Origin of the sequence: Natrinema sp. H-ect1 (assembly GCF_041821105.1) — an archaeon.
Classification (GTDB): domain Archaea; phylum Halobacteriota; class Halobacteria; order Halobacteriales; family Natrialbaceae; genus Natrinema; species Natrinema thermotolerans.
Genome location: NZ_JBGUBA010000002.1, coordinates 663453 through 679592, shown reverse-complemented (window position 1 = coordinate 679592; position 16140 = coordinate 663453). Strand labels below are relative to the sequence as shown.

Sequence of the window (16140 nt, the reverse complement as noted above, 5' to 3'; positions counted from 1 at the left end):
TGTCGTCGCCCGAAACAGGGGTCGGACGTTGCGACCGCCAGACCGTATCAGTCGGGCGGTTTCCAAATAGATAAGTGCCCTCAGCAATCATCCTCCGACATATAACCGGCATTCAAAAGAGATGAACACACTCTACAGCGCACTCATCGCACCGATGCAGCGGACCCGCGTCGACGTGTTCGAGAATATCTTCCTGGTATTCCTCGGACTCGGGACGCTCGTCGGCATCGTCGTGGTCGCGTACACTTTGTACAACGCGTACAAGTACCGCGACACCGGCGAGCCTGCGGGCGACGACGAGGATCTGCCATCGGTCGGGGAGTTACCGACGGGCGGAAAGGGCGGCAAGAAACTGTTTCTCTCGTTCGGCATCAGCGCCGTCATCGTCATTTCGCTGGTGATCTGGACGTACGGGATGTTGCTGTACGTCGAGGATCCGGGCACTGACGGCGCGCAGGATTCGATCGAGGTCGAAGTTACCGGAGAAGGCTTCGCCTGGTTCTACGAGTACGAGAACGGGATCGAGGCAAGTGGAACGTTGCGAGTGCCCGCGGGAGACCGTGTCTGGTTGCAGGTAACGTCGGGTGACGTCTGGCACAACTTCGGCATACCCGATCAACGGGTGAAAGCCGACGCGATCCCCGGCGAATACGACAAGACGTGGTTCCAGGCCGATGAACCCGGCGAATCCGAGATCGAGTGTTTCGAACTCTGTGGCGAGTACCACACCTCGATGGTCGGGACGCTCAATGTGATGTCCGAAGACGAGTACGACCAGTGGATGGACAACCAGCTGACGATGCAGTTCACCATGGTCGATGGAAACGAATCCCGAGTCACCGAGGGCTACGAGATGACCCTCGAGCATCAGGAGAACGACTCTATCGAGGACCGCAGCTTCACGGCCGAGGAGTTCGACAACGGCACGATCGAGATCACCGACATCGAACAGGCCGGCCAATACAACGTGACGATCGAGTCGACCAACGGGCAGTTCGAGACGGTCGAAGACCAGTTCGACATGACTGGTCCGGTCGACGAGACCTACACGCTCGAGATGAACGAGAGTGAAAGCAATGCAAGCGAAGCGAACGACGGAGGTGAGAACTGATGGGTGACCTTCCGCCGAAACGGTCGATCAAGCGGTGGCTGGTCACGACCAACCACAAAGACGTCGGTATCCTCTATCTGACGACGGCGATGTTCTTCCTGCTGTTCGGTGGCCTCCTTGCGCTGCTGTTTCGCGCACACCTGTGGAAGACCGGCGGCACCGGACTGCTGACGAACGACCAGTACTACCAGGCCGTTTCCGGACACGGACTCATCATGGTCTTCTGGTTCCTCTCGCCGATCGCAAGCGGCTTCGCTAACTACTTCGTGCCGCTCCAAATCGGTGCGAAGGACCTCGCGTTCCCCCGACTGAATGCGCTGAGCTACTGGTTTTACCTGTTCTCTGGCATTCTGATGGGGATTTCGTTCTTCCAGGGTGGCTCGTTCTCCGGCGGCTGGACGATGTATGCTCCACTGAACGTGCCGACCTATACCCCGGCGATGGAGGCGATGACCGGCGGTAACGCAATGGTCCTTGGCTTGGTCTTGTTCTGTATCTCCATCACGATAGGGACGGTGAACTTCCTGACTACGATGCACCGATCCCGTGCGGAAGGACTCGGTCTATGGAACATGCCGATGTTCTCGTGGTCGTGGCTGCTGACCGCTTGGATGATGCTGTTTGCGTTCGCAGCACTGCTGGCAGCCGTGCTACTGCTTTCGGTCGATCGGCTGTTCCTCACGCAGTACTTCGCGACTGATCAGGGCTCGAGCCTGCTGTGGGCACATATCTTCTGGTTCTTCGGCCATCCGGAGGTGTATATCGTCTTCTTCCCGGCTCTGGGGATCATGTTCGAGACGTTCCAGACGTTTACCGGACGCCGACTCGTCGGCCGAAAGTGGGTCATCATCGCGATGGTCCTCGTGGCCGTGCAGTCGTTCCTCGTCTGGATGCACCACATGTTCCTGTCGACGATCAACCTCCCGATCAAGACCCTGTTCATGGCGACAACGATCGGGATCTCGTTACCCTTCGACCTGATGGTCTTCGCGCTGATCTACACGATGGTCAAGGGGCGAGTCCGCTTTACGACGCCGTTCCTGTTCTCGCTTGGCGCGCTCGTGTTGTTCATCCTTGGTGGTATCACGGGCGTGTTCCTCGGCGCCGTCGTGCTGGACTACGAGTTCCGTGGCACCTACTGGGTCGTCGCTCACTTCCACTACGTGATGGTCTCGGGCGTCACGGCACTGATGGGCGGCATCTACTACTGGTGGCCCAAGATCTCCGGGAAGATGTACTCCGAACGGCTCGGAAAGCTCAACTTCGCCGTCTATTTCATCGGGTTCAATCTGCTGTACTTCCCGATGTTCATGGCCTGGGAGACGCCGCGTCGCGTCTTCCACTACGGCGAGGGCGCACAGCTCTACCACCAGCTGGCGACCGTCGGGGCGTTCGTGTTCGGGGCTTCGTTCCTGATCATGTTCTACACGCTCGGGAAGAGCCTGATCTCCGGCCCCGACGCGCCCGATAACCCGTGGACCTACTCCCGGACCGCAGAGTGGGCGATCCCATCACCACCACCGCTCGAGAACTGGACCGACCGCCCCAGCTACGCCAGCGGCCGCCTCGAGTTCGTCGACGACACTGCGACCGCGACCGACGGCGGCGTCGCACAGGAAGCGACCAGTGCAGCGACGAGCCACGAGGAGGAACACGCCGACCACGCCAGTATCTGGCCGCTCGGTATCGGTGTCGCGACGTTTACGTTCTTCCTCGGACTCAGCGGTATCACGCCGTACGTCTTCTCGTTCGTCGAGTCGCATATCCACAGCGAGGTCGGTAACTTCGTGACGCTCGATTCGGCACCCGCACAGAACATCATCTATCCGGCCCTCATGGTTCTCGGAGTGGTGATGCTCGGGGTCTCGCTGTTCCAGTTCGGCCGCGAACAGTTCGACGCACCCGAGATGGCGGTCGCCGAACGTTGGCCCTTTGGCGGCGTCAGCAACCAGAAGATGGGCGTCTGGGTCTTCCTGGCCTCGGACGTCGTCGTCTTCGGTGCCGCCATCGGAGCGTATCTCTTCATGCGCATCCACATGGGCTGGGACGCATGGCATCTCGATGCCATCACCGAGGCCGGCCTGTTCAACACCTACGTCCTGCTGACCTCGAGTTTCACGGTCATCCTCGCACACGTGATGGCCGAGCGCGAGAACAAGAAGGGACTGCTCGGCGCGCTGAGCGCGACGGTCCTGCTTGCCCTCGTGTTCATGGGCGTCAAGGCCTTCGAGTACAGCAGCAAGTTCGCTGACGGTCACTACTGGTTCAGCGGGATCGAGTACTCGTTGTACTTCGTGACGACCGGGCTCCACGCCCTGCACGTCATCCTCGGGGTTCTGGTCGCGCTGTTCATGATCTACCGTGTCCTCTCGGTCGATGCCTACCTTGAGGACCACGCGCCCGTCGAGTCCTTCGGACTCTACTGGCACTTCGTCGACATCGTCTGGGTCTTCCTGTTCCCGCTGTTCTACCTGATGTAAGGCCCGCGCCGACGCGGGCTTTCGCCGTGCGGTCGTGATTTTGCGTTCGAACGCTTACGGGCAATCGTGCAGTCTCGATGCTTCCTGTCGCCGGTACCGATTGGCAAGTAACTCCCGCCACCACTAGCGCCACGTACCTCGGGCCCGTACTGCGAGTATGGGCGAGGCCATTCCGGTAACCGTGATCACCGACGAGAGCGAACGCGTCATCGAAGTAGCGTCCGGCACGATCCTTCGGGATGCGCTGCTCGAACACGGATTCCCCGTTTACGGAACGGTATCACGGGTTGCCAACTGCGGAGGACGGGGTCTGTGTTCGACCTGCACTGTCGAGGTCGACCCCGCACCGGAACCGACCCACTGGCACGACGCTGCGGCGGTCCGGTTCGGCTATCCGCGGCTCTCCTGTTGTCTCACGGTCGAGGAGCCGCTGACGGTCCGCTGTCTCGACAAGCACGTGTGGGGGCAGCTCCTCCCGCGTCGGCCTTCGTCGGAGTCCTGACTGCGTGTCGTCGACCGACAGCCGCCGCGATTACCGGTCGCCCGGTCGATACCGAACCAGAACGACGAGGCCGAGACAGACCGCGAGCAACGCGACGCTCGCGATGACAGCCACAGTCGAGAACGAGTCGCCACCGAGTTCGGTATCGCTTGAGCCGCCGGTGGCCGGGCGGCTCGTTCCGCGAACGGGTGCGATCGTGTCCGCGGCAGCGCTGGCGTCGACGATGCCCGCGCCGTAGCGAGTCGCGATCGTCTCGCTGTCGGCGTCAGCGGGCACTCGAGCGGTCCGGGTGAGCGCGGCTTCGATCTCCGTCGGCGTCGCGTCGGGTGCGATCGATAGCAACAGGGCGGCCGTCCCGGAGACGTGTGGCGTTGCCATGGACGTTCCCGGAAGCGACTCGTACCCGCCGCCAGGGGTGGCGCTCGTGACGGCGACACCAGGTGCGACGACGTCGGGGACGGTGTACGACGACGGGGCCGTCCAGTCAACCGAGGATCCGACCCACTCCTCGCGGGCGATGCGTTCACCGCCCGAGAACGGCGGGACGGTCCCGGTCGAATCGACCGCGCCGACGGTGAGCGTTTCGTAGACGTTGCCCGGGCTCCCCGAGGTGTCTGGCCCCTCGTTTCCGACCGCGCCGACGACTACGACGCCGCTCGCCCGCGCGTTTCGGGCCGGATCGATCAGCTGAGCGTATCGGCCGGTCGCCCCGAAACTCATGCTGAGGACGTCGGCGTCTCGCTCGACGGCCCACTCCATCCCGGCGACGATCTGGGCGAAGGTCCCGCTCGTCTCGTTCAGGACGAGTCCGTGAAGCAACTCGGCGTCGGGGGCCACGCCGATGGCGGTCCCGCTCGCGGCCCCGCCGGCGACCGTCCCGCTGACGTGAGTCCCGTGGACGCCGGTGTCGTGTGGCACCGACTCGACCCGCTGCCCGGTCGCGTCGAACTCCGCCCAGCCGCCGGGAAAGGTCGGATCCGACGGATCCTCGGTCGCGAGGTCGATATCGGGGTGGTCCGGGTCGACGCCGGTGTCCAGCACTGCGACGCGGACGCCCTCGCCGCGGGCGTCGTACTCGTCCCAGACAGCGGGTGCGTTCACCTGCGCGAGCCCGTTCGTCGTTCGCGACGCGCCCGCGGTCGCTGCCGTCGTCGCGGTCGGCCCTGATGCCGTCGCGTTCGCGCGTGCCGGGGGTTCGGGGACCGAGACCACGATGTTCTCGTGAACCGCCTCGACCGCGTCGAACCGGTCGAAGGTCTCGTACGCTACCCGTTCGGTGTCGACCTCGAGGACCACGGCGTTGGTCAGCCAGAAGCGCTCTTCGACGGCCAACCCCCGTCTGTCGTCGGCGTACTCGAGCAGGGGATCCTGGGTTGCCTCGGCGTGGGCCTCGAGCCGTCGTTCGGCCTCGGCGTCGCTTACACCGTCGGGAACAGTCGGCTCGGTGAGCCTGACGACGACCTCGACGGTGGGGCCGTCAGTCGGCAACTCGTCGTCGATGACGATCGAGTCGTCCGCAGCGGCCGTTCCAGGGTCGGCGGATCCGGCCACCCCGAGGGCAAACGGGGTGCTGAGGGAGACGAGTAGAAGGAAGACGATGACGAGGGTTCCGAGGGCGTCCGGGCGAGGGAAGCCAGCGACCATGTGACCGGTACTGTGTAATCAGCGGGGAAAGAGATTCTGGAGACCGAACTGGTCGGCAAACGGCACGATCTACCCGGCCCAGACGAGCGCGTAGATGAACGTAAACAGGAAGTAGACCAGAAACACCGAAATAGCGGTCTTGAAGTGGAAGGTAAACAGGTCGTACTCCTCGTCGTCGCGTTCCTCGTCGAAGGCCTCCTGCTCCGCGTCCGTACACTCCTCGGCGTGTTCGACCCCGACGTGGAAGGTGGCATAGCGGTCGGACCGAAACGGCCGCCCGCAGTACGGACAGGTCGCTTCCGGGCCGTCCGTCGGCACCTCGTACTCCGGCTCGAGCGCGCGTTCGGTCGCCATTCGGTCGGTCGTTACGGCGGCGCGAAGAAGTGATTGCCGGTTCGGAACCCCGCACCGACCGACGGATCATCACAACGGCTCGTCGATCGGACGGGACGTCAACTCGGGACGTAGGGCGGGCTCATCGAGCCCTGCGAGACGAGATACAGGCTCGCCATCGTGAAAAAGACCATCACGACGATCAGCGGGTACTGGCTCCTGATCGACTGCAGTTTCCCGGGAAACAGGTCGAAGGAGACGGTGTGGCTGACCCACACCGCGAGGACGTGGCCGAGCAGGATACCCGCGATCTCGACGTAGCCGAACCAGCCCGGCAGGGCATAGCGCGTCGGGTTCGGCGGCGGGTTCAGCGGCATCGCCACGGCGTCGACCAGCGACGGCCACAGCGAGAGCCCGAAGCCGACGTAGTGTGCGAGGTGGTAGCCGGCCGCGATGGCAAGCAGCGGGGCGGCGAGTCGCAGGCCGAGATACTCCCGTGAGAGATACGTCTCGGCCCGCTCACGGGTCCGGTCGATGGCGATCCAGTAGACCTTCCAGAAGGCCGCGAACCCGCCCGCCAACAGCGCCAGATAGACCAGTCCCGGCGGCAGGCCGATCCCGACCAGCGCCTCGATCGTTCGGACGCCGACCGGCGTGACGATGAAGCCGCTGTAGGTCAGCTCCCAGACCAACGCCAGCACGAAGGCCACGAGCGATCGGTCGGTCACGAGGTCGGCCTCGCTCAAGCGTGCGCCCGGAAACCGAAGCTCGAGTCCGTCGTCGGTCCGCTGTATCGGGGCGACGGCCCCGTAACACCGGAACCACAGCGACAGCGGATCCCCGCGACGGAACCACGTCTCCGGGGAGAACACGACCGCGCCCGAGAGGGTAAACAGCGAGTACATGACGATGACGAACGTCAACACCACGGGCGACGACGTCAGCGGCGCGACCACCTCGAGCCAAACGAACGCCAGCAGGGCGATCACGGCGGGCCAGGAACGGTAGGCCTCCGGGTAGGGCTCACCCGCGCTCGGCAGGATCTCGGCGATTCGTCGCCAGGGGTTCAACGCGGGCCAGGGGTTCCCGACCGTGTACGTGACGATCGTCAACAGCGCGCGGCCGCCGGCGAAGGTCACGAGGACCGTCGCGCTGACCAGCCCGATGTTCGGTCCGAGGACGCCGACGACGAGAATGCCGGCCAGTCCGAGGAGTCCGACGACGCCAAGCAGCAGGCCACCGGCCGACTCCAGCCGCTTTGCAGGTGACTCGAGGGTGCGATCGTGATACGCCCCGATGACCTCCCGGTCGGTGACGAGCATGGTCAGAAGCGCCGAGGCACCGACCGCGCCGCCGCCGGTCGCGAGGTAGAGCCACGTCGGCACGGAGACGTCGCTACCGCCGGTGAGACCGGCGGCGACGTTGCTGGCGGCGGCGACGCCGGCACCCACAGCCAGCGCGACGAACGCGACCGCGAGGCCGATACCGAACCGGCGGACGAAAGCCGACCGTCCACTCATTGGCGGCGATTCGGGCTGGTCGTGCATCTACGTGTCGTTTCCAGTTCCCGGGTACCGCCCACGGCGAGCGGTGGCTACGTCGCGGGGGCACGTTCCGTTGGGGTCATATGAGGAAGGTATAAGTATCCGTCGCCCACATTCACCACCAATGGCGAGCATTCGGACGTACAGCCTGATTTACGTGGCACTGCTACTGCTGGCTACGGGGAAGTTCGTTTTCTTCCACTTCCCGGATATTTTCACCTACGAGATGGCAATAATCGGGACGATGATTCTGGCGGCCATCAAGGTCTCGTTGATCGCCGGCTACTTCCAGCACCTGAAAGACGAACCCCGCTCGATCACCTACATGATGCTCACCGCGGCGTTCATGGTCGTCCTGCTGACCCTCGCTGCTGGGTACTCGATTCAGTAACCGCGCCGTCTCGTCGCAACGATCGGGCACGTCCTTTCTCCCGCCGATCGGGTGGGATTCGTATCGTCTTTAGCGTCGCTCGAGTGACCTCTCGACCGTCACAGCCACGTTCAAACTCGACATCACCGATTGGTTCTGGAGCCCCACGAATCCGGACAGCACCGTTTTCCACGGGGAGATGAACTGGGTGACACAGGTCCAATCATGACCGACTGAGTGCCGGATAACCGTTCTCAACGTTCGGTACGGACGGCAAACGAGCGCGGTTTCACGTTGCCGAGTTGTATTACTGGGGCCGTCCTCGAGGCCGAATTCGATCGTCCCGGACCCATTATCCGTCACTCGGCTCGAATCCCGTGGCAGCCTGACGACGGAATCCTCCACCCACTCGGGAGTCGACTCCAACTGCGTCGCGGAGACAGTCGAGTCGGTCATCGGTTTATACTGACGCTTGCTGATTCCCTGAGAAAGCCGTCTCGACGGCGCTTCGGCGATGCACCGCTCGCGGTGGATCGTCTCGACGAGAGAGAGCTACCACATGCAGAATCGACCCGGCTCAACCCTCTCGTTCGGTCCGGATCGGGTACGAGAAGCAGCGAGCCTCGAGAAGAGCGTCGCTATCGGGCGGTGAAAACGAGGAAAGGCAGGTCGTCGGGAGACGGCGAACGGTTTACTCGTTGCCGAACATCTGGCGCATCATCGGGTGCATCTCCATGAGCTGTTCCTCGGCGATCTCCTCGTACAGCTTGTACGTGATCGAGACCGCGAGCAGCAGCCCCGTCCCGGAGACGGAACCGATGGTACCGAGCATGTTCGCCCAGACGGCCAGCAGGCCGACCAGTGCGCCGCCGATGACGGTCACTTGCGGAATGTACCGCTCCATGACCTTCTCGATGACGCCGACGTTCTGTCGGAAGCCGGGGATCTGCATCCCGGAGTTCTGGATCTGCTTCGCCGTCGATTCGGGCCCCATGTCGGTCGTTTCGACCCAGAAGATGGCGAAGATCGCACCGCCGACGACCATGAACGTGACGTCGATACCGATGCGGATCAGCACTTGCCACCACTCCTGGGAGACGTTCGCCGTGAACCACATCCAGTCCTGCGGCGAGTAGATCGGCGACACGTAGTAGAAGAACCCGCCGTCGGGCTGGCCCTGCGAGTAGGTGCCGAGCCAGGCGGGCATGCCGCTCCACTGCCGGTTGAGGATCTGGCCCATGAACTGGACGTTCGCCTGCACGGCGCGAACGAGGATCATCGGCAGGACGCTCGCGTAGATGAGCTTCACGGGGAAGCGACCGCGAGCGCCTTTGACGCGAGCGTGACTCAGCGGAATCTCGACGCGGACCGACTCCGCGTAGACGACGATCCCGAAGATCAGCAGCGTCGTCAGTAGTGCGATGAGCTGTCCCTCGCCGATCAGCAGCGTCTGGAGTCCGCTCGCCGAAACGAGCGATCCGACGTCGACCTGACCGGTCAGGATGCGGTACCAGTCGAAGAGGAACCCGCCCTGTGCGGGCTGGACGAGCCCGGTGACCAGTCGCTGGCTCACGCCGGCGATGATGAACAGGCCGATCCCGCTCCCGACGCCCCATTTGCTGACGACCTCGTCCATGTAGAGGATGAGGATCCCGCCGACGAGGATCTGGGCGAACATCAGGAGCTGAACCTGTGTTCCCTCGAGAGCGAGGCCGCCGAGCTGCAGCGTTTGCTGGGCTGGCAGGAAGCCGCCGGCGAACACCATCGGAAGCCCGGTCAGGATCACCATCATGACCACCAGCAGCTTCTGGAGCCCCTGATAGAGGACCTGGTCCCGCGGATCGTCGGTGTCGAGTCCGAGCAAGTTCGCCCCGCCGAGCAACTGTAAGACGATGCTCGCGGTGACGATCGGGCCGATACCGACCTGCAGCACCGACCCCTGTGAGCCCGCGAGGATCGCGCGGAACTCGCCGAAGAGGTCGTTTGCCCCGCCGGACTGCAGACCGAGCAGCGTGACGTTCGTCAGGAAGAAGTACAACATGAGGATGCCGGCCGTCCACATCAGCTTCCGCTTGAAGGGGACGTGCCCCTCCGGACGGCGCACTGCTGGCATCCGCGTTAGGACCGGTTCAGCGGCTTCCTTCCATCCCATATGTTAGTCCTCGTCCTGTTCGTCGTCGGCGTCGTCCTCCTGTGCGCGCTCCGTGAGGACGGCCTCGCCGCCAGCGGCCTCGAGCTTCTCTTCCGCCGCGTCGGAGAAGGCATCAGCCGTGACGGTCAGTTCGTTGCGAACCTGTCCTGAACCGAGGACTTTCACTTTGTCGACCTCGTGGCCGTCCTCGACGATATCGCGAGCGTCGAGAGCGTAGCCACCGTCGGTCTCCTCGGCGAGGTCCTCCGCGACATAGAGGATCGCGTCCTCGTCTAGCTTCTGGACGTCGATCTCCGCGACCGTTTCGCGGATGTCGTGGGGACGCTTGAAACCGTGTTTGCCCTTCGGTTCGTAGTTGTGGAACTCGTGTTTGCTGCGCCCGGCACGGCCGCGACCACCGCGGTGGCCCGCACCGCGTCGGTTCTTGTGGGAACCGCCGCTGTGGGTCCGCGATCCGCGCTGGCGTCGTTTTTTGCTCGTCATGGTTATCGCATCGATTCTAGCAGGTCGTTAATCTGCCCCGTTGTATGCTTTCCGAGTTGGCCGCCCTCGATGGTCGGCTTCTTGATACCCTCGTGACCCCCCCGCGGTGGGTGGAGTCGAAGCGTCGGTGACAGTCCTTCGTCACGAAGGGTCGTCTCCTCCGCCAGGAGCGCGTCGGCCAGTTCACCGAAGTCGTCGTACTCGGTGTTGTCGGCCAGCCACGCTTCGTCGACATCTGCCTGGTCGCCCTCGAGGGGTTCGGCTCGCTTTGCGAGCAGCGTCTCGAGGACGTCGGCGTCGGGTTCGCCGTGGGCGACGTAGTCGTTGACCTTCGCGATCATCCCCTCGTAGGCGTCGGTCTCGGGGACGAGCGCGCAGTGGTTGACGCTGTGGATGTTGAGCATCTCCAGCGTGTCCTGGACGTCGTCCTGTCGGTTCACTTCGCCGCGAACCTGAACGATCGCCTTCATCACTCGCTCACCTCGGCTTCCTCACGGTTGGGTCGGCGGCGCGGGTGCCGCGACTGGGAGGCGTTTTCGAGTGCGTTGTAGGTCGCTTTCGCGAGGTTGACCGTCGTTCGCGTGTTGCCGTGGCTCTTCGTCCAGGCGTTCTCGATGCCAGCCAGCTCGAGGACGTGACGGACGGTGTCGCTGGCGGCCAGCCCCAGCCCTTCGGGGGCGGGGATGAGTTCGACTTCGACGGAGCCGGCCTTGCCGGTCGTCCGTCGGGTCAGCGAGTGTGGCCGGTCCGAGCGGTCCTCCCAGGAACCCGAACCGCGGGGGACCTGGATCATGTTCAGCTTCGCGATACCGATGGCCTTCTGGATGGCGGAACCGACCTGGTCGTCGCGGCCTTCCGCGTAGCCGATGAAGCCGTCGCGGTTGCCGACGGCGACGACACAGCGGAACTTCACGCGTCGCCCGGAGTCGGTCATCCGCTGGACCATGTTGATGTCCAGTACTTCGTCTTCCAGCCCGGGGAGGAGCTGATCGACGAGTTCGGGCTCCTTCAGCGGGAGGCCCGAGTTGAGGGCGTCCTCCATCGTCTCGATGTCGCCCTCCTGAACCATTCGGCCGAGACGGGTAACCGGTTCCCATCCGCCGTCGTTGTAGTTGTTTCCACTCATTCTAGGATCTCCTCTCGTACCTCGTCGAAGTGTTCGGGGAGGTCAGTCGCGTCGAACTCGCCGCTGTAGAGCGGCTCGTCTAGCTGCTCGGCGTACTCGGCGATGTGTTCGCCGCGAGTGCGCGACCAGTCCGCCAGTACGCTGTCGTTGTGCGGGATCTCGAGGCCGGCGTCGATCGCCCCCTCCTGGACCGCAAACACCTTGTTGCCCGGCGTCGCGGTGTTGAGGCCGATGTCCAGCACTGCCTCCTCGATCCCGGCCTCGACGGCTCGCTGGCCGGCCAGCAGGCCGGTCAGATACGCCGCCGAAATGTTGCTCGTGGGTGCGTCCCAACCGTACTCCTCTAGATCGCTCGAATGTGCGCTTGCGAGCGTCTCGTCTCCCTGAGGTCCGGGAGTGATCAGCTGCGCCGTAGTATGCTTGTTGCTCTTGCGAGCGACGAGGCGGGGCTTGCCCGATTTCAGCAGGCGCAACCTTTGGTGGTAGTCCGTCCGGACCTCACGGCGACGCCGCATCGGTACTTTGTATCGTGGTCCTGTCGCCATTATTGGTCACCGTAGTTGTCGTCGATGTAGTTCAACAGGTACCGGACGCTACGGAACTCCCCACCGCCAGCCTTCTTGTAGAGCTCGCGGTACTGCGTGGGCGAGAGTTCGCCCTTGTCGCGGAGTTCACGCAGCTTCCGACGCTGTGCGCGAATCTTGTCCTGCCACTCGTCTTTCTCGTTCTGGCGTGCGCCTTTCTTGCCGCGGCGCTTGCCCTGACCTTTCTGGTGGCCGTAGGCGCGTTTCGCGTTGCGCTCGCGGGCGCGACCGCGGGAGTTGCCCGAGGGTTCGTCGGCCTGAATGCGTCCCTCGTCGACGAGTTCGCGGATCTCGTCGCGGGTGATCGCTTCGGCGATGTCGCCCTGGGCGTCGGGGTCGAGCCAGACGCGGTTTTCGCCGACGTCGAGGACGTCGGCTGCCAGTCGCTTCTGTGCGGAGAGATCAGTCATCTGCTTCCACCTCGACTTCCTCGTAGGTCGGGTTCAGGACGCGGACGCCCTGCTCCTCTGCTTGCTCCTCGATGCGTTCGCGCTTGCGCGCGCCGACCGAGGAGGCGATCCGGACCGCTTCGCGGGAGCCGTCGACGCCCTCGAGGTCGTCCGTGTTCTCGACGTAGACTTCCTCGAAGCCGCTCGGGTGCTTCCCGCGGACTTCCGTCGGCGTGCGGTAGCCGGCCTGGACCTTCGGGCCCTTGCCCTTGACGCCGCGGCGCTGCTTGGACAGCGTCCCGCGGGGTCGACGCCAGGATTCCGGCGTCCGCTTTTTCTTGTGGTAGTCCTGCCGGTTGAACTGCGGCTTGCCCTCGCTTTTCCGTCGGTTGAGGAGTCGCTCCTCCTCCTCGGAGAGATCGGGCGTCTTCTCGGTCAGCCCGCGGGGCTGCAGTTCGGTTTCGACGTCTTCGTCCGGCTCTTCCTCTTCGGCGCCTTCGTCTTCGATCTCGGCCTCGGTCTCCTCGGTGACCTCGAGGTCACCGACGTCGGCCTTGATACGGGCCGCAAGCGCGTTGCCGACGCCGTCGGCCTCGGCGAGGTCGTCCTGATCGGCTTCCTTGACGTCCTGAATGGACTCGAAGCCGGCGTCGCGTAGTGCGTCTGCCTTGCTCGCGCCGACGCCGCTGATGTCCTCGAGTTCCTGGGGTTCGTCGTCTGCCATCTATCAGGCACCTCCCTTGGCGGGTTTGTTGGTGATGTAGACCCCGTCCTGGAAGATACGGGTGTCCTTGCCGCTGACCTTCGTCAGCTGCTCGATGTCGGCCGCCGTCTGTCCAACGTCTTCCTTGCTGGGGCCGGACAGGACGAGCTGCTCGTCGTCGACGGTAACCTCCGTCTCACCGTGGATAGTCGTTCGTCGCGGTGCCTTTTCGCCGAGGAAGTTCTCGATGACGACCTCCTCGCCCTCCACGCGGACCTGCATCGGGAAGTGAGAGTAGAAGACCTCCATCTCGTACTCCCAGCCCTCGGTCACGCCGTGGAAGGCGTTGGTGATGTGGCTCTCGAAGGTGCCGACGGTCGAGTTCGTCTTCGCGTCCTCGACGCCGCTTTCGATGACCACCTGGTCGTCGTCTGTCTCGACGGTCACGTCGGGGTACCAGAGGCGCCGCGAAACGGCACCTTCCGGACCTTCGACGGTCACGTCGAACCGATCGACCTCGACGGTTACGTTTTCGGGGATTTCCAGTTCAACTCGCATGGTTAGTAGACGTATGCGATCACCTGGCCCCCAATACCCTGCTCGCGTGCCTCGTAGTGGCTCATGATGCCACTGCTCGTCGTGACGACGAGCGCACCGAAGTCTCGAGCCGGGAGATAGCGCTTCTCCCACTTCTCGAAGTCTTCAGCGCCAACGGCGTAGCGGGGCTTGATAGGGCCGCACTCGTTGATCGCTCCTTTCAGTTCGACCTCGAACTGACCGGCTTTGCCGTCGTCGACGTACTCGAAGCCGTCGATGTACCCGCGGTCGTAGAAGACCTCGAGTACGCTGCCGATCTCGTTCGAGGCGGGCGTTACCTCGTGGGTGAGATGACCCACACTCTCGGCGTTGTCGAGTCCCGAGAGCGCGTTGCTGAGTGGATCGTTTCCGGTCATGTTATCGATACTTCTTGAATCCCATCTCGCGGGCGATCTCGCGGAAGCACTGCCGGCAGAGATTGATGTCGTACTTGCCGACGAGTCCTTGCTCGCGACCACAGCGCTGACAGGACTCGATCTGTCCCGTCCGCTTTGCGGCGTGCTCGCCCGTGCGGTCGTCGTCCGCTTCTGTTTCGCTTTCACTCATCGTCTGCCTCCACGCTGACGTCGAAGTTCGCCCTGATGAACGCGAGCGCGTCCTCGGGGGTCAGTCGGTGCTTCGACGGGATCGACCGGGTGGCCTTGTCGCGCTTGGCGATCCGGTAGCCCGGACGCACCAGGTTGACGGTGACGTCCAGCCCGAAAATCCCGACGTTCGGGTCGTACTCCTGGCTCGGGAAGTCGGTGTGTTCCTCGACACCGAAGCTGAAGTTACCCGTGTCGTCGAACTGGGCCGGGGAGAGTTCCGTCAGCGGCAGCGCCTTCTCGAGGAACTCGTAGGCGTCGTCGTCACGAAGGGTGACCTTCGTGCCGATCGGATCGCCCTGGCGAATGCCGAAGTCAGGTTCGGTCTTTTTCGCCTGGGTCCGGACGCTTTCCTGCTCCGTGATCTCCTCGATGATGTCTTCGGCTTTCCCGAGTTCGCGACCACCTTGACCGACGCCCATGTGGACGACGACCTTCTCGACACGCGGTTCGCGCATCTCGTGGAAGTCGGCTTCGGCTTCGCTCATTCGTCATCACCCGTGAAGTTCTCGTCGATCACGACGACGTACTCCTCGACGGTCTCGAAGCCGCCGTCGTCCGTCGAGACGCCGACGCGGTTCGAGCCGCTGCCCGGCGTGACGTCGATCGCGTCGACCTCGCCGATCTTGCCACCGTGGTTGCCACGGACGGCCGTCACGAGCGCCCCCTCCTCGTAGGGGAAATGGGCGACGATCGATTTGTCGTCGTTGTCGATGACGATCGAGTCGTTTGCCTGGTACTCGTCGTCGTCGACGAGGACGTTGGTCCCGTCGTGCAGCGTGAGCTGCGTGTCGCCGCCGGGAACCTGCTGTTTGCCCTCGATCTTGCCGAGGCGGCTCTGGGCCGACTCCTCGTCGATCTCGGTCAGCGCGAGCCGACCGCCCTCGTCGGGGAAGACGCGGTAGTACTCCCCGCGACCGGGGAACGCGACGATGTCGAACATGCCGATCGGGCGCTGTTCGTCGTTGATCGCGTCGCCGTTGATGAGGATCGCGTCCTCGCTCAGGGCGTACCGTGCTTCCTTCCGCGAGTCCACGTAGCCGAGGACGTCCCGCAGGAGGACGACGAGCGGCACGCCGTCTTCACCGTGGGGACCGGCGTCGGCCTTGACCGTGAAGGTCTCGGTCTTTCGCTCGACCGGCCAGGACTTCGGTACCGATAGTCGTTTCTGGTGTTTCGTCATTCGCTATCACCTTCGAGACGCGCCTCGCGACGCTCGTCCTCGAGGTCGAGGTCCGTGATCCGGACGTTCGACGGGTCCAGCGGCCGCGGCACTTCCTCGCCGTCGGCCGTCTCGACGGTCACGTCCTCGACGTGAATCGTTCCGTCCTCGAGGATCGCGCGGATGACCTCGCCTTCGTCGCCGGCGTGGTCGCCGCGCATGACCTCGACCGTGTCGCCCGCGTTGACGCGGGTTCGACGGGTGTCGTACTCCTCGCGGAGGTCGTCGGACAGCGTCGCGTGCAGCTGCTTCTGTCGCTTGTGCAGCGGCGCGCGTTCCGTCTGCGTTCGCTGTTTGTGTGGTTGCTCGGTCATAT

20 protein-coding genes are annotated in these 16140 nt (G+C 63.8%); 4 read left to right on the top strand and 16 right to left on the bottom strand.

Annotation, left to right across the window (positions count from 1 at the left end; genetic code table 11):
- Positions 1 to 121 precede the first annotated feature (121 nt).
- From coxB to ACERIM_RS07670, 3 genes are all read left to right on the top strand, one after another.
- Positions 122 to 1111, top strand: a complete 990-nt coding sequence (coxB, locus tag ACERIM_RS07680) for a cytochrome c oxidase subunit II (protein WP_006651037.1) — start codon at positions 122 to 124, stop codon at positions 1109 to 1111.
- Entirely contained in the window at positions 1111 to 3591 is a 2481-nt protein-coding gene (locus tag ACERIM_RS07675; protein ID WP_006651036.1) for a cbb3-type cytochrome c oxidase subunit I, read from the top strand. Before coxB ends, ACERIM_RS07675 begins: the two co-directional genes overlap by 1 nt.
- 157 nt (positions 3592 to 3748) lie before the next feature.
- Positions 3749 to 4093, top strand: a complete 345-nt coding sequence (locus ACERIM_RS07670) for a 2Fe-2S iron-sulfur cluster-binding protein (protein WP_373631921.1) — start codon at positions 3749 to 3751, stop codon at positions 4091 to 4093.
- 30 nt (positions 4094 to 4123) lie between these two features.
- Here ACERIM_RS07670 and ACERIM_RS07665 read toward each other — a convergent pair whose 3' ends face one another.
- The 3 genes from ACERIM_RS07665 to ACERIM_RS07655 form a co-directional block, all read right to left on the bottom strand.
- Complete coding sequence (locus tag ACERIM_RS07665) at positions 4124 to 5737, bottom strand: S8 family serine peptidase (protein WP_373631920.1); 1614 nt, start codon at positions 5735 to 5737, stop codon at positions 4124 to 4126.
- 69 nt (positions 5738 to 5806) lie between these two features.
- On the bottom strand, positions 5807 to 6091 hold the full coding sequence (locus ACERIM_RS07660) for a hypothetical protein (protein WP_006179992.1): 285 nt from the start codon (positions 6089 to 6091) through the stop codon (positions 5807 to 5809).
- A gap of 98 nt (positions 6092 to 6189) precedes the next feature.
- Positions 6190 to 7590 carry a hypothetical protein gene (locus ACERIM_RS07655; protein WP_373631919.1) on the bottom strand — a complete coding sequence of 467 codons (1401 nt, stop codon included), beginning with the start codon at positions 7588 to 7590 and terminating at the stop codon, positions 6190 to 6192.
- Positions 7591 to 7738: 148 nt separating this feature from the next.
- Between ACERIM_RS07655 and ACERIM_RS07650 the strand changes: the two genes are divergently transcribed.
- Positions 7739 to 8005 carry a cytochrome C oxidase subunit IV family protein gene (locus tag ACERIM_RS07650; protein WP_006179994.1) on the top strand — a complete coding sequence of 89 codons (267 nt, stop codon included), beginning with the start codon at positions 7739 to 7741 and terminating at the stop codon, positions 8003 to 8005.
- 670 nt (positions 8006 to 8675) lie between these two features.
- On the opposite strand, the gene secY is transcribed toward ACERIM_RS07650, so the two are convergent.
- The 13 genes from secY to rplX are packed head-to-tail and all read right to left on the bottom strand — an operon-like array spanning position 8676 to position 16138.
- Complete coding sequence (secY, locus tag ACERIM_RS07645) at positions 8676 to 10136, bottom strand: preprotein translocase subunit SecY (RefSeq protein WP_015298766.1); 1461 nt, start codon at positions 10134 to 10136, stop codon at positions 8676 to 8678.
- 3 nt (positions 10137 to 10139) lie between these two features.
- Positions 10140 to 10619: an uL15m family ribosomal protein gene (locus ACERIM_RS07640; RefSeq protein ID WP_006651030.1), complete on the bottom strand. Its 480-nt coding sequence runs from the start codon at positions 10617 to 10619 to the stop codon at positions 10140 to 10142.
- A gap of 2 nt (positions 10620 to 10621) precedes the next feature.
- Positions 10622 to 11089, bottom strand: coding sequence for a 50S ribosomal protein L30 (locus tag ACERIM_RS07635; protein ID WP_006179997.1), 468 nt, complete (start codon positions 11087 to 11089; stop codon positions 10622 to 10624).
- Positions 11089 to 11745, bottom strand: coding sequence for a 30S ribosomal protein S5 (locus ACERIM_RS07630; protein ID WP_006179999.1), 657 nt, complete (start codon positions 11743 to 11745; stop codon positions 11089 to 11091). The genes ACERIM_RS07635 and ACERIM_RS07630 overlap by 1 nt, the downstream gene beginning before the upstream one ends.
- Positions 11742 to 12290 (bottom strand): 50S ribosomal protein L18, encoded by a 549-nt coding sequence (locus ACERIM_RS07625; protein ID WP_006180000.1) that lies wholly within the window; start codon positions 12288 to 12290, stop codon positions 11742 to 11744. The genes ACERIM_RS07630 and ACERIM_RS07625 overlap by 4 nt, the downstream gene beginning before the upstream one ends.
- The gene (locus ACERIM_RS07620; protein ID WP_006180001.1) at positions 12290 to 12739 is read right to left on the bottom strand and encodes a 50S ribosomal protein L19e; all 450 of its coding nucleotides are present in this window, start codon (positions 12737 to 12739) and stop codon (positions 12290 to 12292) included. The genes ACERIM_RS07625 and ACERIM_RS07620 overlap by 1 nt, the downstream gene beginning before the upstream one ends.
- Positions 12732 to 13442: a 50S ribosomal protein L32e gene (locus ACERIM_RS07615; protein WP_006651028.1), complete on the bottom strand. Its 711-nt coding sequence runs from the start codon at positions 13440 to 13442 to the stop codon at positions 12732 to 12734. The genes ACERIM_RS07620 and ACERIM_RS07615 overlap by 8 nt, the downstream gene beginning before the upstream one ends.
- A 3-nt stretch (positions 13443 to 13445) precedes the next feature.
- Positions 13446 to 13979 (bottom strand): 50S ribosomal protein L6, encoded by a 534-nt coding sequence (locus ACERIM_RS07610; RefSeq protein WP_006651027.1) that lies wholly within the window; start codon positions 13977 to 13979, stop codon positions 13446 to 13448.
- Between the two features lie 2 nt (positions 13980 to 13981).
- A complete protein-coding gene (locus tag ACERIM_RS07605) occupies positions 13982 to 14374 on the bottom strand; it encodes a 30S ribosomal protein S8 (RefSeq protein WP_006180007.1) in 393 nt (130 codons plus the stop codon).
- A gap of 1 nt (position 14375) precedes the next feature.
- The gene (locus tag ACERIM_RS07600; RefSeq protein WP_006651026.1) at positions 14376 to 14564 is read right to left on the bottom strand and encodes a 30S ribosomal protein S14; all 189 of its coding nucleotides are present in this window, start codon (positions 14562 to 14564) and stop codon (positions 14376 to 14378) included.
- On the bottom strand, positions 14557 to 15090 hold the full coding sequence (locus tag ACERIM_RS07595; protein WP_006180009.1) for a 50S ribosomal protein L5: 534 nt from the start codon (positions 15088 to 15090) through the stop codon (positions 14557 to 14559). The genes ACERIM_RS07600 and ACERIM_RS07595 overlap by 8 nt, the downstream gene beginning before the upstream one ends.
- On the bottom strand, positions 15087 to 15785 hold the full coding sequence (locus ACERIM_RS07590) for a 30S ribosomal protein S4e (protein ID WP_006651025.1): 699 nt from the start codon (positions 15783 to 15785) through the stop codon (positions 15087 to 15089). The genes ACERIM_RS07595 and ACERIM_RS07590 overlap by 4 nt, the downstream gene beginning before the upstream one ends.
- Positions 15782 to 16138 carry a 50S ribosomal protein L24 gene (rplX, locus tag ACERIM_RS07585; RefSeq protein WP_006651024.1) on the bottom strand — a complete coding sequence of 119 codons (357 nt, stop codon included), beginning with the start codon at positions 16136 to 16138 and terminating at the stop codon, positions 15782 to 15784. Before rplX ends, ACERIM_RS07590 begins: the two co-directional genes overlap by 4 nt.
- Between the last annotated feature and the right edge of the window lie 2 nt (positions 16139 to 16140).